Origin of the sequence: Streptomyces sp. NPDC020681 (assembly GCF_044334895.1) — a bacterium.
GTDB lineage: Bacteria > Actinomycetota > Actinomycetes > Streptomycetales > Streptomycetaceae > Streptomyces.
This window is the reverse complement of sequence record NZ_JBIRTX010000023.1, coordinates 53,290-68,391: the sequence shown is the minus strand read 5'-3', so window position 1 is coordinate 68,391 and position 15,102 is coordinate 53,290. Positions and strand designations below refer to the sequence as shown.

Genomic DNA, 15,102 nt, shown 5'->3' with positions numbered 1-15,102 from the left:
CCTGGTCAGCAGACATGGGTCGGTTGAGTGTGCACGGATCATGGAGTCCGTGCCTCCAGGTCTCGTGGGGGGACCCCTTTGGAACTGCACAGAACAGAGCCCGACGCAGCGCCCGATGACGCGGCATCACCGGAGGAGGAGCCGGTCCTGGCCGTATCCGATCCGGCGCCCGTCGCGGAGCCGGCCGCATCCGAGCCGGTGCCGCTCGCGCGACGCCGCGGCCGCACCGCCGTGCTCCTCGCCGTCGCAGCGGTGATCGGTATCAGCGCGGGGACGGCCGTCGGCTACAGGGTTCAGGCAGATCGTGCGCCGACGCCGCTGCCCGCCCTCAACCAGCCAGAACTCGGGTACCCGGCCAAGCCGCTTCCCGACGGCCAGGCCCCGGAGCCGCTCAGTGCCGCCGAGGACCGCCGGGTGAAGACCGACGGTGATCTGCGCAAGCTCCTGCTGCCCAGGCCGAAGGGAGCGCGCGCCGCCGACGAGTGGAGGGACGACGGTTGGGTGGACACCGCGACGTACGCAGCGCAGTTCGAGAAACCCGGCTCCGTGTTCGGGCAGCTCGTGCAAGACGACATCCGCCGGGTCGCCGGGGCGTCTTGGGCGCAGGGCGGGAACAAGGTCACGGACATCGTCCTCGTCCAGTTCCGGTCCGGCGGTGCCGCCATGGACCATGCCGAGGGCCAGCACGCGTACATGCCGGAAACCGAGTACGCCGGCAACGGCGGCGACCCGCTGAGCGGGAGCGGCAACGGTCGCTACTACCTCTACCCCGCCGAAGAGAGTGCCGGCTTCCTGCCGATGTACCAGGCCAGGGCCATCTTCCAGCGCGGCGACATCATGGTCGACATCAACATCTTCGACGAGAAGCGGATCAGCAAGGACGAGATCCGTTCGCTGGCCGAGCGACAACTGGAGCGCCTGTCTTGAGATCCGTACTGACCGGCGTCGTGCTGCCCGCCGTCCTCGTCCTGGGCGCCGTGGGCGGTGGCATCGCGTACACCGCCGTCACCGTCGACGGCGCGGACCGCACCGTCCCCACCACCCTGTGGACCACATCTGAGAAGGAGCCCGCCGAGGACCCGGCCGCGTATGCCTGGCGCGGACGGGCCTCCACACCTCTCAGCAAGCTGCTGCTGCCGGTTCCGGACGGCTACCGGCTCGGACCCGACGTCGGCGAATACGGCAATGACGCCGAGCTGACCGAGAAGCAGGCGGTGGCTCTGATGAAGGAGCGGGGCCGTGACCTGTCCGGCAAGCAGCGCCGGGACTACGAGAAGCAGGTGGACAAGCTGGGCCTGAAGGGCATCGGCATGCGCACGCTCGCCACGGAATTCGACGACTCTGGCGGCGTCTACGAGGACGACGTCGTCCTCACGGTGCAGATCATCCGGATGAAGAACAAGCGTCATGTCCGCGACGCGTACGAGCTTCAGACCGGGCTGGCCGATCTGTTCGAGCTCTCCGAGGGACCGAAGATCAAGGGTCACAAGAACTCTGCCTGCTTCGTGATGCCGGAGCTGGAAGAGGACCCGGACGAGAAGGACAAGAAGGAGCTCGACGGGGTGGAGTGCTTCGCGTACGACTCCGAGCTGCTCGTGAGCGTCAGGGCTCAGGGCATCAAACCGCTCGACAAGGGCTTGGTCGCCGACATGGTTCAGGAACAGCTCGATCACATCGCCTCACCGGGGGAGTACGTATGACCGAGCAGACGGAGCAGGCCGAGCAGGCTGCAGTGCCCGACGAGGCTGCCGCCGTGCGCCCCGAGCCCGAGCCCGAGCCGGACCCCGAGCCCGACGCCGCTCCGCCGGTGCCGCCGCGGGACCGGCGCGTCCTGCGGGCCGTCGCGCGTTGGACCGCTGCCGTGCTTGTATGCGGCGGGCTCGGCACCGGCACGGCTTTCGGTATCGCCTCGATGGAACGCACGGACGTCCCGGGCCTCGCCACCGAGAGCGACGGCCGCTGGGACTACCCGAGCCTTACGCTGCCCGCCCTGCCCGCAGGCAGCCCGCGCCCGTACACCATCGGCAACGAATATGAGATCCACCATGCCGATCTGCGGAAACTGCTGCTCCCCGCGCCGGCCGGAGCCACTCCCGACAAGAAGCTGAACGGTGGCTGGGTGACCAGCGCCCAGTACGTGTCGGAGTACGGGAAGGACCATCGTTCCGCCCTTCAGCAGGCGCTGGCCGATTTCGCCGTACGGCACATCGCCGCCCGTGGCTGGGTCATGCCCGACGGCACCACGTGCCGCGTCTATCTCCTCCAGTTCAACTCGGCCGACATGGCGGGGCAGTTCAAGAGCGCCGAAATCGGGACCGGGCTGTCGCCCGATGCGCTGCTGATGTCCGCACCGGGCGAGAGCGCGATCGACGAGGGGTGGGAGAGCGAAACCCCGGCGGACGGGCAGTCGGCGCTGTCGCTGTACACGGAGGTGAAGCCGTTCGGACCCGAGCACACCCGGCATGCCTACATCGCCGCCGGCGACACCATGGCGCTGATCGTCCAGTCGAAAAAGGGCACGGCCGCCGCCGTCCCCTTCCACCAGACCGTGGTCCTGCAGAATCAGCTGCTTGGCTGACCTCGCAGAGGGGGCCCGGCCGACAACCCATTAGGCTGGGCCCCGGCCCCATACTGCCCATCCGCTCATCCGAGGAGCCCCCCGTGCTTGTGGCATTCTTCGAAGCTCTGCTGGTCCTGGTCTGCGTCGGCGTCGCCGCCTTCACCGGGCTGGCCGTGAAGAAGCTGTACCAGGGTCAGCGCTAGGCACACCCGTATCAGCCGCACCTCTACAGATCGCCAGAGTCACTCATGATCGAGATTCCGTCCGACCTCACCCCGGACCTCGTCCCCCTCGCCTTCCTCCTCGGCACCTGGGAAGGGGCCGGCGTCTCCGACTTCCCCGGGGCCGAGAAGTGCAACTTCGGGCAGTCCGTCACCTTCAGCCACGACGGCCGGGACTTCCTGGAGTACGTCTCGCACTCCTGGGTTCTCGACGCCGAAGGCAACAAGGTCAGGCCGCTGGAGAGCGAGAGCGGCTACTGGCGTATCGACAAGGACCGCAAGGTCGAGGTCGTCATGGTCCGTGACCAGGGCATCGTGGAGATCTGGTACGGCGAGCTCGCCGACCAGAAGCCGCAGATCGACCTGGTGACCGACGCCGTCGCACGCACCGCGGCGTCCGGTCCTTACAGCGGCGGCAAGCGGCTCTACGGCTATGTGAAGAGCGACCTGATGTGGGTGGGCGAGAAGTCCACTCCGGAGGTTCCGCTGCGGCCGTACATGTCGGCGCATCTGAAGAAGGTCGTCTCTCCGGAGGAGGTCGCGTCGTGGGCGAAGGACCTCGGCGATCTTCCCGACGACGGCATCGCCTTCTTCAAGTAACTCCTCAATCAAGTCCTCAAGTAAGTCCCTGAGGTACGCCCGGCAGCCCTGGAACGTGTCCACGTCCAGGGCTGCTTCCGTGGACCGCTGACATCCGGCTGACAACCCATCGCCGCTCTCTTCCGCCCCTGCATACACTGGACGCGTGGTGAGCACCGACTGGAAGAGCGACCTGCGGAACCGCGGCTACCGCCTGACGCCGCAGCGTCAGCTTGTCCTGGAGGCCGTCGACACCCTTGAGCACGCGACGCCCGACGACATCCTCTCCGAGGTCCGCAGGACCGCATCCGGCGTGAACATCTCCACCGTGTACCGGACCCTGGAGCTCCTCGAAGAGCTAGGCCTCGTCTCTCACGCCCACCTCGGCCACGGTGCCCCCACCTACCACCTCGCCGACCGCCACCACCACATCCACCTGGTCTGCCGCGACTGTACGAATGTGATCGAGGCGGATGTCGAGATCGCCGCGGACTTCACCAGGAAGCTGCGCGAGACCTTCGGGTTCGAGACGGACATGAAGCACTTCGCGATCTTCGGCCGCTGCAAGAAGTGCACGGCTGAAACTTCAACTACCGAGTCGTAGGCTTACTGCATGAAGAGTCCTCTGCTGTCCCTGCCCGGCGCCGTCCCTGCCGAAGGGCATGACGAAGGAGTCGCCGCGCACTACGGCGATCTGTTCCGCGAGCAGCGCGCACTCGCGGCCGGATCCGGCCTCGTCGACCTCTCGCACCGCGGCGTCGTCACCGTCACCGGCGACGACCGGCTCAGCTGGCTGCATCTGCTGCTCACGCAGCATGTGAGCGAGCTCCCGGCGGGCCTGGCAACCGAGGCGCTGATCCTCTCCGCCCACGGCCACATCGAGCACGCGCTGTATCTCGTCGACGACGGCAAGACGACCTGGGTGCATGTCGAACCCGGCACGCAGGAGGCGCTGATCGCGTACCTGGAGTCGATGAAGTTCTTCTACCGGGTCGAAGTGGCCGACAGCACCGAGGAGTTCGCGGTGGTGCATCTGCCGGCCGGCTCCATCGCGGAGGCGCCGGAAGGCGTGGTCGTACGGGAGACCGCGCACGGCCGCGACCTGTTCCTGCCGCGCGCCGACCTCGAGTCCTACGCGGCGAAGAACGGCCCGGCGGCCGGCATCCTCGCGTACGAGGCTCTGCGTGTGGAGGCCCACCGCCCGCGGCTCGGCCAGGAGACCGACCACCGCACCATCCCGCACGAGCTGGGCTGGATCGGCAGCGCGGTCCATCTTCAGAAGGGCTGCTACCGCGGCCAGGAGACCGTGGCGCGGGTCCAGAACCTGGGGAAGCCGCCGCGCCGCCTGGTCTTTCTGCATCTGGACGGCAGTGAGGTCCATCTGCCGGGGCACGGGACGCCGGTCCGGCTTGCGGCGGACGGCGCCGACGGCCGGCAGCTGGGCTTCATCACCACTTCGGCCCGCCATCACGAGCTGGGCCCGATCGCGCTCGCCCTGGTCAAGCGGAACGTTCCGCTGGACGCCGAGCTGATGGCGGGCGACACGGCGGCCGCTCAAGAAGTGGTCGTCGAGCCCTAGAGGTTGAGCCCTTGAGGTTGAGTCCTCAAGGACGACTAGACCTCGATCAGGACCGTGAACGGGCCGTGGTTGGTGAGCGAGACCCGCATGCTCGCGCCGAACCGGCCCGTCTGGACCGTCGCACCCAGCGCCCTCAGCTGCGTCACCACCTCGTCGACCAGCGGCTCGGCCACCGGTCCCGGCGCCGCGGCGTTCCAGGTCGGGCGGCGGCCCTTGCGGGCGTCCCCGTAGAGAGTGAACTGGGAAATCACCAGCAAGGGCGCATTCACGTCCGAGCAGGACTTCTCACCCTCCAGAATCCGCAGCGACCAGAGCTTGCGGGCCAGTTGTGCCGCCTTCTCCCTGGTGTCCTCATGGGTGACTCCGACCAGCACACACAGCCCTGCGCCGATGATCTCGCCGACGGTCTCCGGCTCGGGGCCATCTGCCACGACGACGCTCGCTCCGTCGACTCTCTGCACCACTGCACGCATACAGACCAACCTATCTGCGGCTGAACGGGTGCAGTGCGCTGCGTCGGAAGGTTCGGGAGTGGCACGATGCAACTAGGCGGTGCTTCCCCTCGGCCCTTCGGGCCCGGGGAGACCCCATGCACCCGTCGAGGGGACGGATTAGCACATGAGCACATCTGGCGCTGGGCGGTCGACCGGGCACTCGACCGGCCCGGTATCGATTCCTGCTGCGATTCCCACTGCGATTCCTTCAATTCCAGCTCCGGCCTCGGCCTCGGCTCCGGCGTCGGCTCCAGCCTCGGCCTCGGTTCCCGTCCCGGCGCCCGCACCGGGGACCATGGCCCGCACCGCGCGCCCGCCTCAGCAGCGCACATCCGATGATCTGCCGGAGCCCGTACGGCACGACCTCACCACCCTGCGGCTGCCCGAGCTGCGCACCCTGCGCCGGGACGCGCACCGGGACGAGGCGGACCTCAGCTATGTGCGGCGTCTCGTACAGGGCCGGATCGACATCCTGCGGGCCGAGCTGGCGCGGCGTACGGACCCAAAGGCTCCGGTCGTCGACCGGCTGGTCGTCGACAGACTGCCGGAGATCCTGGCCGACACCCCGTCCCGGCACCGCAGCTCCGCGCGCCATGTGACGCTCTCCACGCCGCACGGCGAGGAGTACCGGAGCCTCGCCGCCGAGATGCTCGCGGATGTGGAACTCTCCGATCTCGACGCCCGTACGGACCAAGAGCTGCACGAGGCGATGGGACGGCTGATCCGCTACGAACAGCAGGTCTCGCGCCGCCGGCAGCTGCTGCAGCGCACGGCCGACGACTGCAGCGCGGAGATCGCCCGCAGGTACCGTGAAGGCGAAGCACAAGTAGACGACCTGCTCACCTGACGCGCTTGTTCCGTCGCCGTTGCGGGAGCGGGATCCCGTCCCGGAAGGCCGACGATGAGCGCCATCCCCGCCGCCCCAGCCATCCCCGCCGTACCTCCCGTGCTCCCCATACCTCCGGTCCTCGCCGAGGTCGTACGTTCCGGCTTTGTCGAGGGCCGTCACCGGGGCTCGCTCGTGGTGCTGGCGGCGGACGGCAGTGTGGAACTGGCGCTCGGGGACCCGGTCACTCCGGTCTTCCCGCGCTCCAGCAACAAGCCGCTGCAGGCCGCTGCCGTGCTGCGGGCCGGTCTCGACCTCTCCGGTGAGCGGCTTGCGCTGGCGGCCGCCAGCCACTCGGGAGAAGGCTTCCACCTCGATCTCGTACGCAAGATGCTCGCCGAGCACGGTGTAGGTGTGGACGAACTCCAGACCCCGCCGGACCTGCCGCTGGACCCGGCCGAGGCCGAGACGTATCTGGCTACCGGTCATGTGCGGGACCGGGTCACCATGAACTGCTCCGGCAAGCACGCGGCGATGCTCGCGGCCTGCGCACTGAACGGCTGGGACCGTGCGCACTACCTGGACCCGGCGCATCCGCTCCAGCGGCTGGTGCACGACGTGGTCGAGGACGCGTCCGGCGAACGGATCCAGACGGTCGGCACGGACGGCTGCGGGGCCCCGCTGATGGCGATCAGCCTGACGGGCCTGGCGCGCGCGTTCCGCGCCGTCGTACTGGCGGAACCCGGGACGGCCGAGCGCCGGGTCGCGGACGCGATGCGCGCGCACCCGGAGTATGTGGCCGGCACCCGCCGTGCCGACACCTGGCTGATGCGAGAGGTGCCGGGCGCGCTCGCCAAGATGGGCGCGGAAGCGGTCCAGGCGGTGGCGCTCGCGGACGGCCGCGCACTCGCCTTCAAGATCGACGACGGCGCGAGCCGCGCCCGCGGACCGGTGCTGGGCCGGGCGCTTGAACTCATGGGCGTGGACGCGCCGGTGGTGGCCCGGATCGGGCACCTGCCGCTGCTCGGCGGCGGCGTCGAGGTCGGCGAAATTCGCGCGACTTTCTGAGCGACCTCTGCCTAGCGTGGGCGTATGAGCGTCGAAACCCGTGTGATCACCGAGTCCGAGTACCCCGACTGGCTGCGGGCGCTGGCCACCGGATTTCTGCGGCCGCCCATGCACTCGGACGAGGAGGTCGCCGACCGCCTGGCGCACACGGACGTGGCGCGGGTGCGCGGTGCGTTCGACGACGGCCGCTGTGTGGCCACGTACCGCTCCTTCACGCAGCAGCTCACGGTGGTCGGCGGCGCGGCGATCACGGCGAACGCCGTCTCCAATGTCACCGTCTCGCCCACGCACCGCCGTCGCGGCCTGCTCAGCCGGATGATGACCGCGGACCTGACGGAGGCGAAGGACCGCGGCGACGCGGTGTCCACGCTGATTGCGGCGGAGTACCCGATCTACGGCCGGTACGGCTTCGGCCCGGCGACCTGGATGACCGAATGGTCCGTCGACGTCCCGCGCACGGGCCTCGACCCCCGCTGGTCGGGCCCGTCGGACGGCGGCCGCGTAGACCTGGTGGACGCGGAGGACATCCGCAAACTGGGCCCGGAACTGCACGGGCGTCTCGCGTCCCGGCAGCCGGGGGCGGTGACGCGCAACGATCGCTGGTGGCAGGTGAACACGGGCGAGGTGCGGTTTGCGCATGAGACCTGGACGGAGCCGTTCTACGCGGTCTACCGCTCGGCGGCGGGCGAGGTCGAGGGCCTGATCTCGTACCAGTCCGACGACAAGTGGGGCGACGCGAAACAGCCGCTGGACACGGCGACGGTGCGCGACCTGCTGGCCCTGACGCCGGCGGCGGAGCGCGCACTGTGGCACTACGTGTGCTCGATCGACTGGATCGCCACGGTCAAGTCGGGCTACCGGGCCCCGGACGACCTGCTTCCGTCGCTGCTCCCGGACGTGCGGGCGGCCAGGATCCTGACGCAGGCGGACTTTCTGTGGCTGCGGATCCTGGATGTCGTACGGGCGCTGGAGGCACGGACGTACGCGACGTCGGCGTCCCTGGTGCTGGAGATCCGTGATTCGCTGGGTTTCGCCGGCGGCCGCTTCCGCCTGGACGCGTCCCCGGAGGGCGCGTCGTGCGTCCCGTCGACCGAGTCGCCCGATGTGACGCTGGACGTCAGGGAGTTGGGGGCGCTGTATCTGGGGGACGCGTCGGCGGTGCGGCTGGCGGCGCTGGGGCTGGTCGAGGGGGCGCCGGTGGCGGTGGATGTGGCGGAGCGGCTGTTCCGGACGGCGCGGCGGCCTTGGTGCCCGGACGTTTTCTGACCTTGTCCCGGGTGGGGTCATTTCTGACCTCGTGCCGGGTGGGATCAGGTCATTCTGACCTCGTGCCGGGTGGGATCAGGTCATTCTGACCTTGTCCCGGGTGGGATCAGCTGCCGGCGGTCACGGCGGGCGCGACGAGCAGGAGTCCGCCGATGCCGGCACAGGTGGCGTTCTCGGCCTTGACGCCGATGGTGAGCAGGGCGAGTCCCAGGGTGGCCAGGAAGCCGAACCGCCACTGCACGTACTGCTCTACTACGAGGGTGAAGAGGGGCATTGGTCGTCACTCCTTCAGAGGGAGGGGCTCCGGTGCCCGCACACCGTTGTGCGGCTGGGACGAGTTGCGTGGTCGATTAGGCCCAACTGCCGTACAAATTCATCCGGTTGACCTGTTGGTGTGATGCCCGGAAGGTGAGTACCCGCAAACTTGTCTGGTTGTGCGGGTCTGTTGTTCGGTGGAATTTTCTTGCTTGATTGGGGCACGCAGGGCATCTCACCTTGCACGGAGGTGAGTTGTATGGTTTGTGGGGTGACAAGCAATGGCTCTGCGCCGAGGGATGCCACATTCAGGTACCAGTGGGTCGCGGACAAGCTCCGCCAGGAGATCAACGACGGCACCCACCGGCCAGGCGAACGGCTGCCTACGCAGGAGGAGTTGGCTGAGCGGTACCAGGTGTCCCGTGCCACGGTGATCCAGGCGCTGGACGTGCTCAGGGAGAGCGGGCTGATCGTGACCCGCCAGGGGAGCGGAACCTTTGTCACGAGCGAGCCTGATGTCCTCACGCGCCCGGCTGAGGGGGATGCCATCGGCGAGCACGTCTTCGCCAATGTGGTGCCTCAGCAGACGGCCGCGGCTCTCGGGCCTCGGATCATGGGGGCGTTCGAGGCACCCCACGTCCGTATCGACGCGATTTGTCTGACCGCGGAGTCCTTGAACCAGGCTCTCGCCGAGCCACTGCGGCTCGTACGCGCGGGCCGGATTACCCCGGAGTCGGTCAAGGTCCGGCTTCTTGTGCCTTCGCGCAACCTGGACCTGGCCTTCCCTCGCCCGACCGAGGAAGAATCCGGGGACGGCCAACGGGTCCATGAACACTGGCTGTCGCTGCGCAACAGCCATGGCCGTGTCCTGCGTTCCAGTCTCCGAGCGCTTCGCAGTACCCGCGGCATCGATGTCGAGGTGACGCTGAAGACCCTGCCGTTCACTCCGCCCGTGAAGCTGTATCTGCTGAACGGCTCCGAGTCGCTGTTCGCGTACTACACCGTCACGAAGCGGGAGGAACAGATCGACGAGATGGCGACGGAGATCTACGACGCGCTCGGCAGCGATTCCGTGCTCTTCCCGTTCGAAGTGGGTGGTGGAACCAAGGAGGAGGCCTTTGTGGCGCAGTCGCAGGCGTGGTTCGACGGTCTGTGGGGGACCATTGCCATGCAGATCATCCTCGGGGGCTGACCAGCCACCAGTTCCGGAGGAGCAGTACCAGGAGAATCCCGGCGCCACACAGCGTGCCGGTCCGCTGTGGCTCTCGGCGGGCCGCCTGGACCATCACCGTGAGCAGCAGCGAAGCGACCATCAGGCGCCACTGGATAACCTGCGGGAGCAACTTCACCACGAACGGAGCCAGGGTCCTCAACCACGTGAGCACAGTCGCGCCTCTCCAACCACGCAGCTGGTCCAGGCCGTTGCGGGCAAGATGGGTAGGGAAGGCATCGGAGACCTGCTCTCTGCCCCGACGGACGGAGCGACGTGACTGACCCGCACCCGACCGATCTGCGCGACCAGTTCGCCGCCGCCAAGTGCGTGCTCTTCGACTTCGACGGCCCCTTGTGCCGGCTCTTCGCCGGGCACACGGCGCCGATGGTGGCGGCCGAGCTCAGGGAGTGGATCGAGCAGCGTTTCCACGACGAGGTCCCGGTGCCCGAGGACTCCGCCGACGATCCGCATGCCATCCTCAGCCTCGCCGACCGGATGCACCCGGGCAGTGAGCTGGTAGGCCAGCTGGAGGCGCTGCTCACCTCGGAGGAGCTCCGGGCCTCGGCGACGGCCGAGCCGACCGAGGACGCCGACCGGCTGATACGCAGGCTCAGCGCGGCGGGTTTCCGGATGGCCATCACCACGAACAACTCCGAGAGCGCCGTGCGGCAGTATCTCGATCGCCAAGGGCTCACCAACTTCTTCGCCGGGCATGTGCACGGCCGGATGCCCGACCCACGGCTGCTCAAGCCGGATCCGGACTGTCTCAGGCGGGCTCTGGTGACCACCGGTTCGACGGCGGAGGAATCCCTGATGATCGGGGACTCTCCCGCAGACTTTCTGGCTGCGCGGGAGCTCGGGGTCCCGTTCCTCGGCTACGCGCGTAACCAGGTGAAGCTCCAACGGCTGGAGGCTGCCGGGGCGAAGGTGAACGTCTCCTCGCTCGATGTGCTCCTCGATGCTGTCGAGCCGGGCCTCCCAGTCGAGTGATGGCGACGCGCTCCTCATGACGTGACCTCCTGTGCGGGATGCGATAAGGCCGAAGCTACGCGTGCACCTTGCGGTCTTGGCAGCTCGCAAGTGCCACTGACATGACCGTCCAGTCCGCCTGAGGTTGAACACTGTTGGCTGATCTTTGCGGTCAACTGACCGACAATGGATGCCTGTTGTAACTTTCTTGAATGGCCATGACGCAGGACGGCGGGCAACATGGCGGGGGTGCCCGCCAGTACCAGTACCTGCGCGTGGCTGAGGCCCTCCGGGAAAGGATCACGGCCAAGGAATATCGCGTCGGCGATCTGATCCCCACGCAACAGTCGCTGATGGCGCACTACGACGTCTCGCGCGTCACCGCTCAGCGAGCCGTCGAGACCCTTCGCTCCTGGGGCTTGATAGACGAGGGCGGCCGTGGCAGGGGATCGCGTGTGATCGCGATGGGGGCGGCGGCGCCGCAGACACTCGCGGAACACATCGCGGAGGCATTCACCGCCGAGCATGTGTCACTGGACGTTTGGTCGCTGACCACTGAGAAGCTGAGCAAGATCGTCGCGTCGCAGGTGGAGGACATTAAGAGCGGTGCTGTGCCGCCGCCCAAGTCGATCAGTGCGAGAGTGCTGCTGCCGAGCCTTGATGTCAGGTTTCCGCTGCCACGGCTGATCAGCGATCCGGATGACCCCCGGCCGCTGCTCAGGCTCCGGCGGCTGATCAGGATGTACGCCGGGCAACTTCAGCACTCGTTGCTCGCCGCAGCGGAGGACGGCCGGGTGGCCACAGTGCGGACGGAGCTGCGCTGTGTGGCGACGCTGCCGCTCCAGAAGTGCTACATCCTCAATGGGACGGTGGCTCTCACCAGCTTGTATCGCGTCCGGGAGAAGGAAGTACTGGAGGAAGCGGGCAGCGAGCCGCTGGAGATCCTGGACCTGGAGAACGGCCCTGAGCTCTTCACCTGGGCACCTATGGCAGCCGGGAGAAGCGAGCGCGACGCGGCCCACTTCGAGGAGCTGCGACTGCTGTTCGAGTCATGCTGGTCGAAGGTTGCTGAGCCTGTGGTCCTTGAGCGAGTGACATCGTCTGAAGCTCCGACCACCACCCCTGCGGGAGCGGTAACTTCCTCAGTCAGTTCCTGATCCGGACGGACCATCGAGGGCAAGCGCAATGACAGTCGAGGCGGCATCCGAGAATCGCCGGCAAGCAGCCGGGCTGAGCCGGAACGACCAGCTGGTGGAGGGCCCGCTCAAGGGCTACCACCACGAGACGTACGCCTTCCCGCTGCCGGCGGAGAATCCGCTGGCCACGAGCTTCGAGCGGGGCAAGCTGCGGGCGCCGCGGGAGGGACTGCTCTGGTTCGACCGGCGGTGCTTCGTTTCGGAAGACCGACTTCTCGTCGCACTGGGCGGTCGGATCACGCGTATTCCGGAGTGCAGTGAGATCGCGGAGAACGTCTGGCTGCAGGGATTCATCGAAGGTCGGACCCTGGGAAGCCGTGCGCTCTCCGGCGCGAGGATGCTCTCTGACCGTCATGTCCGCCAACTCAGCCAGCTTTTTGAAGAGTTGGTGGCGATCAAGCCGGACGAGCTCGACATAAGACGGATCTGCAGTGACCACTATCGCTCGGAGGAAGGCGACTCGACCGCCTTTCTGCTCGGACTGATCCGCTTTACCGAAGAGCGGGTATACCGCAAACAGGCCGACCGCTTCGGGCAGCTCTTCAAAGAACTCGGCGTACCTGACGATGCGTTGGCGCAGTTGAAGACCGCGACGGCCGGCCTTGCGGAACGCCCGTTCAGCCTGATCCACGGCGACCTCCACCGGGAGAACTTCATCGTCGACCATGCAGGCGACCTGTGGACGATCGACTGGGAGCTCGCCATGATCGGTGATCCTCTCTACGACCTCGCGACGCACCTCCACTTGATGCGCTACTCCAAGAAGGAGGAGGAACGGATCATCGACGTCTGGCGGTCATCGGTAGAGCGAGCGCGGCCCGGCAGCTCCAACGAGTGGGAGCGGGACCTGCCCGTGCTGCTCTCGTACAAGCGGGCCCAGTCCGTCTACACGGATGTCATCCGCACGGCAGTCGCTCAGGGCCCCGGCCCGAAGCCCAACTGGCAACTGTTTCCCCGAGCCGCCTGGCGGGTCCAACTCGCCCTCAAAGCGGCAGCCGAGCCTCTCGGCCTGACCGAAGTCCCCACCCTCCGTCAGGTCATCGCCGCCTACCGCCGCTGGCTCCGCGCCGACACCGCCAACCTCACGCCGTCCGCACCCTGAACAGCACCCCCGCCATCCCCACCCCCACCGCCAGAATCCCCCCGCACCACACCAGCGCCACCCACGGGGCCGACCCCACCGGCTGGCCCAGCAGCAGGCCGCGGATGGACTCGATCAGGGGGGTCACCGGCTGGTGGTCCGCGAAGGTGTGGAGCCAGGGCGGCATCGTGTCGATCGGGACGAACGCGCTGCTCGGGTACGGCAGGAACGTCATGAAGAACGTGAAGCCGCTTGCCGCCTCCGGGGTTCGGGCCAGGAGGCCGATCGCCGCCGAGAACCAGGAGAACGCGATCAGGAATGCGACCAGGATGCCGCCGGCCGCGAGCCAGGCGGCCGGGGTTGCCGAGGGGCGGAAGCCGATGAGGAGGGCGACCGCGAGGACGAGGGCCGTCGAGGCCAGGTTGCGCAGGGTGCTGGCGGCGACGTGGCCCGCGAGGATTGCTGTCGCGCCGACGTCGAGTGTGCGGAGGCGGTCGATGATGCCGCCCTTCATGTCCTCGCTGACGCCGACCGCCGTCGTCGACGCACCGAACGAGGCGCACAGGATGAGGATGCCGGGCACGACGTACGTCACGTACTTCGTTCCGGTGTCGATCGCGCCGCCGAAGAAGTAGATGAAGACCACCATCAGCATCAGCGGAAGCATCATCGACGTGATCACCGCGTCCACATTGCGCCGGCTGAGCCGGATGCTGCGGCCCGCCATGGTCAGCGAGCGGGTCAGTCCCGTAGCCGTCAGTACGTCAGACATGCGCGGGCTCCTTCTCGGTCGGCGTGCCGGTGGATGTGCCGGTCAGCGTGAGGAAAACTTCGTCGAGCGTGGCCCGCTCCACCGAGAAGCTCGCGATGTCCCGCCGCTCGGGGTCCAGTTCGTCCAGTAGCGCGCGGACCTCGGCCGCGCCCCCGTCCGTGGGGAAGCCGAGCGTGAGTGTCTCCGGCGAGCGGTGGGCCGCGCGGGATTCGAGCCGCCAGTACGCCGCGGTGCTGGTCAGTACGAGTTCCAGGCGGTGGCCCGCGACCTTGGCCTTCAGTTCGTCCGCCGTGCCCTCGGCCACCAGCCGGCCGTGGTCGACGAGCGCGATACGGTCCGCCAGCCGGTCCGCCTCCTCCAGGTACTGCGTGGTGAGGAAGACCGTGGTGCCGCGCCCGGAGAGGTCGCGGACCACCTGCCAGAGCTCCTGCCGGCTGCGCGGGTCGAGGCCGGTCGTCGGCTCGTCGAGGAAGACGATCTCCGGGTCGCCGACCAGGCCCGCCGCCAGGTCGAGGCGGCGGCGCATGCCACCGGAGTACGTCGCCGTCTGGCGTCGGCCGGCGTCCGTGAGGCCGAAGCGGTCGAGGAGTTCGGTTGCGCGGCGGCGGGCGGCCGGGCGGGTCAGGCCGCTGAGGCGGGCCATCATGCGGAGGTTCTCCTCGCCGGTCTGCTTCTCGTCGACCGCCGCGAACTGGCCGGTGAGGCTGATGGCCCGGCGTACACGGGCGCGGTCGGCGACGACGTCGTAACCGGCGACGCGGGCCCGGCCGGAGTCGGCCGTGGTGAGCGTGGCCAGGATCCGTACGGTCGTCGTCTTGCCCGCGCCGTTCGGGCCGAGCAGCGCGAAGACGGTGCCGCGGTCGACCCGCAGGCCGATGCCGTCGAGGACCTTGACCTTTCCGTAGGCCTTGGCCAGATCTGTGGCCTCGATGGCCGGTGACTCGCTCCCCATGGCTCTCCCCGTCTCCTTTGCGTATGACATACGCGTTACTGTGTAAGGGTTACGCATTACTAGGATGTGCG

The 15,102-nt window shown here is 68.1% G+C and carries 17 protein-coding genes; 13 read left to right on the top strand and 4 right to left on the bottom strand.

The genetic code is table 11. The features are described from left to right. The first annotated feature begins 78 nt into the window (after nt 1-78). The 6 genes from ACH4YL_RS35005 (at nt 79) to ACH4YL_RS34980 (ending at nt 4,939) form a co-directional block, all read left to right on the top strand. A complete protein-coding gene (locus tag ACH4YL_RS35005; RefSeq protein ID WP_398511553.1) occupies nt 79-927 on the top strand; it encodes a hypothetical protein in 849 nt (282 codons plus the stop codon). Further along, nucleotides 924-1,700 carry a hypothetical protein gene (locus ACH4YL_RS35000; protein ID WP_398511552.1) on the top strand — a complete coding sequence of 259 codons (777 nt, stop codon included), beginning with the start codon at nt 924-926 and terminating at the stop codon, nt 1,698-1,700. Before ACH4YL_RS35005 ends, ACH4YL_RS35000 begins: the two co-directional genes overlap by 4 nt. After that, complete coding sequence (locus tag ACH4YL_RS34995; RefSeq protein ID WP_398511551.1) at nt 1,697-2,578, top strand: hypothetical protein; 882 nt, start codon at nt 1,697-1,699, stop codon at nt 2,576-2,578. Before ACH4YL_RS35000 ends, ACH4YL_RS34995 begins: the two co-directional genes overlap by 4 nt. A 230-nt stretch (nt 2,579-2,808) precedes the next feature. Next, entirely contained in the window at nt 2,809-3,381 is a 573-nt protein-coding gene (locus ACH4YL_RS34990; RefSeq protein ID WP_398511550.1) for an FABP family protein, read from the top strand. A gap of 145 nt (nt 3,382-3,526) precedes the next feature. After that, nucleotides 3,527-3,964, top strand: a complete 438-nt coding sequence (locus ACH4YL_RS34985) for a Fur family transcriptional regulator (protein WP_398511549.1) — start codon at nt 3,527-3,529, stop codon at nt 3,962-3,964. A 9-nt stretch (nt 3,965-3,973) separates the two neighbouring features. Continuing rightward, a complete protein-coding gene (locus ACH4YL_RS34980) occupies nt 3,974-4,939 on the top strand; it encodes a YgfZ/GcvT domain-containing protein (RefSeq protein ID WP_398511548.1) in 966 nt (321 codons plus the stop codon). A 35-nt stretch (nt 4,940-4,974) separates the two neighbouring features. On the opposite strand, the gene dtd is transcribed toward ACH4YL_RS34980, so the two are convergent. Beyond that, nucleotides 4,975-5,412, bottom strand: coding sequence for a D-aminoacyl-tRNA deacylase (gene dtd / locus ACH4YL_RS34975; protein WP_398511547.1), 438 nt, complete (start codon nt 5,410-5,412; stop codon nt 4,975-4,977). A gap of 145 nt (nt 5,413-5,557) precedes the next feature. Between dtd and ACH4YL_RS34970 the strand changes: the two genes are divergently transcribed. Genes ACH4YL_RS34970 through ACH4YL_RS34960 form a run of 3 tightly spaced genes read left to right on the top strand, consistent with a single transcriptional unit; the run spans nt 5,558 to nt 8,593 of the window. Then, nucleotides 5,558-6,280 carry a hypothetical protein gene (locus ACH4YL_RS34970; protein WP_398511546.1) on the top strand — a complete coding sequence of 241 codons (723 nt, stop codon included), beginning with the start codon at nt 5,558-5,560 and terminating at the stop codon, nt 6,278-6,280. Nucleotides 6,281-6,334: 54 nt separating this feature from the next. Further along, nucleotides 6,335-7,327 carry an asparaginase gene (locus ACH4YL_RS34965; protein WP_398511545.1) on the top strand — a complete coding sequence of 331 codons (993 nt, stop codon included), beginning with the start codon at nt 6,335-6,337 and terminating at the stop codon, nt 7,325-7,327. A 24-nt stretch (nt 7,328-7,351) separates the two neighbouring features. Next, complete coding sequence (locus ACH4YL_RS34960; RefSeq protein WP_398511544.1) at nt 7,352-8,593, top strand: GNAT family N-acetyltransferase; 1,242 nt, start codon at nt 7,352-7,354, stop codon at nt 8,591-8,593. A gap of 106 nt (nt 8,594-8,699) precedes the next feature. Here the strand turns inward: ACH4YL_RS34960 and ACH4YL_RS34955 are convergent, their stop codons facing one another. Next, nucleotides 8,700-8,867, bottom strand: a complete 168-nt coding sequence (locus tag ACH4YL_RS34955; RefSeq protein ID WP_398511543.1) for a hypothetical protein — start codon at nt 8,865-8,867, stop codon at nt 8,700-8,702. A gap of 252 nt (nt 8,868-9,119) precedes the next feature. Between ACH4YL_RS34955 and ACH4YL_RS34950 the strand changes: the two genes are divergently transcribed. The 4 genes from ACH4YL_RS34950 to ACH4YL_RS34935 all read left to right on the top strand — a co-directional run bounded on the left by ACH4YL_RS34950 (nt 9,120) and on the right by ACH4YL_RS34935 (nt 13,328). After that, nucleotides 9,120-10,040: a GntR family transcriptional regulator gene (locus ACH4YL_RS34950; RefSeq protein WP_398511542.1), complete on the top strand. Its 921-nt coding sequence runs from the start codon at nt 9,120-9,122 to the stop codon at nt 10,038-10,040. A 294-nt stretch (nt 10,041-10,334) separates the two neighbouring features. After that, nucleotides 10,335-11,051, top strand: a complete 717-nt coding sequence (locus ACH4YL_RS34945; RefSeq protein ID WP_398511541.1) for an HAD family hydrolase — start codon at nt 10,335-10,337, stop codon at nt 11,049-11,051. A gap of 191 nt (nt 11,052-11,242) precedes the next feature. Next, nucleotides 11,243-12,187 carry a GntR family transcriptional regulator gene (locus ACH4YL_RS34940; RefSeq protein ID WP_398511540.1) on the top strand — a complete coding sequence of 315 codons (945 nt, stop codon included), beginning with the start codon at nt 11,243-11,245 and terminating at the stop codon, nt 12,185-12,187. 28 nt (nt 12,188-12,215) lie between these two features. After that, the gene (locus tag ACH4YL_RS34935) at nt 12,216-13,328 is read left to right on the top strand and encodes a phosphotransferase (protein ID WP_398511539.1); all 1,113 of its coding nucleotides are present in this window, start codon (nt 12,216-12,218) and stop codon (nt 13,326-13,328) included. On the opposite strand, the gene ACH4YL_RS34930 is transcribed toward ACH4YL_RS34935, so the two are convergent. Together ACH4YL_RS34930 and ACH4YL_RS34925 are read right to left on the bottom strand one after the other, a co-directional pair. Then, nucleotides 13,309-14,079 carry an ABC transporter permease gene (locus ACH4YL_RS34930; RefSeq protein ID WP_398511538.1) on the bottom strand — a complete coding sequence of 257 codons (771 nt, stop codon included), beginning with the start codon at nt 14,077-14,079 and terminating at the stop codon, nt 13,309-13,311. The genes ACH4YL_RS34935 and ACH4YL_RS34930 overlap by 20 nt on opposite strands. Then, on the bottom strand, nt 14,072-15,061 hold the full coding sequence (locus ACH4YL_RS34925) for an ATP-binding cassette domain-containing protein (RefSeq protein ID WP_398511537.1): 990 nt from the start codon (nt 15,059-15,061) through the stop codon (nt 14,072-14,074). Before ACH4YL_RS34925 ends, ACH4YL_RS34930 begins: the two co-directional genes overlap by 8 nt. Nucleotides 15,062-15,102: the final 41 nt, after the last annotated feature.

What these genes read in the sequence shown, in the direction of transcription:
- ACH4YL_RS34995 (WP_398511551.1), top strand. Translation starts at nt 1,697, where the DNA reads ATGACCGAGCAGACGGAGCAGGCCGAGCAGGCTGCAGTGCCCGACGAG.
- ACH4YL_RS34990 (WP_398511550.1), top strand. Translation starts at nt 2,809, where the DNA reads ATGATCGAGATTCCGTCCGACCTCACCCCGGACCTCGTCCCCCTCGCC.
- ACH4YL_RS34980 (WP_398511548.1), top strand. Translation starts at nt 3,974, where the DNA reads ATGAAGAGTCCTCTGCTGTCCCTGCCCGGCGCCGTCCCTGCCGAAGGG.
- dtd (WP_398511547.1), bottom strand. Translation starts at nt 5,412, where the DNA reads ATGCGTGCAGTGGTGCAGAGAGTCGACGGAGCGAGCGTCGTCGTGGCA.
- ACH4YL_RS34970 (WP_398511546.1), top strand. Translation starts at nt 5,558, where the DNA reads ATGAGCACATCTGGCGCTGGGCGGTCGACCGGGCACTCGACCGGCCCG.
- ACH4YL_RS34965 (WP_398511545.1), top strand. Translation starts at nt 6,335, where the DNA reads ATGAGCGCCATCCCCGCCGCCCCAGCCATCCCCGCCGTACCTCCCGTG.
- ACH4YL_RS34960 (WP_398511544.1), top strand. Translation starts at nt 7,352, where the DNA reads ATGAGCGTCGAAACCCGTGTGATCACCGAGTCCGAGTACCCCGACTGG.
- ACH4YL_RS34955 (WP_398511543.1), bottom strand. Translation starts at nt 8,867, where the DNA reads ATGCCCCTCTTCACCCTCGTAGTAGAGCAGTACGTGCAGTGGCGGTTC.
- ACH4YL_RS34940 (WP_398511540.1), top strand. Translation starts at nt 11,243, where the DNA reads ATGGCCATGACGCAGGACGGCGGGCAACATGGCGGGGGTGCCCGCCAG.
- ACH4YL_RS34935 (WP_398511539.1), top strand. Translation starts at nt 12,216, where the DNA reads ATGACAGTCGAGGCGGCATCCGAGAATCGCCGGCAAGCAGCCGGGCTG.
- ACH4YL_RS34930 (WP_398511538.1), bottom strand. Translation starts at nt 14,079, where the DNA reads ATGTCTGACGTACTGACGGCTACGGGACTGACCCGCTCGCTGACCATG.
- ACH4YL_RS34925 (WP_398511537.1), bottom strand. Translation starts at nt 15,061, where the DNA reads ATGTCATACGCAAAGGAGACGGGGAGAGCCATGGGGAGCGAGTCACCG.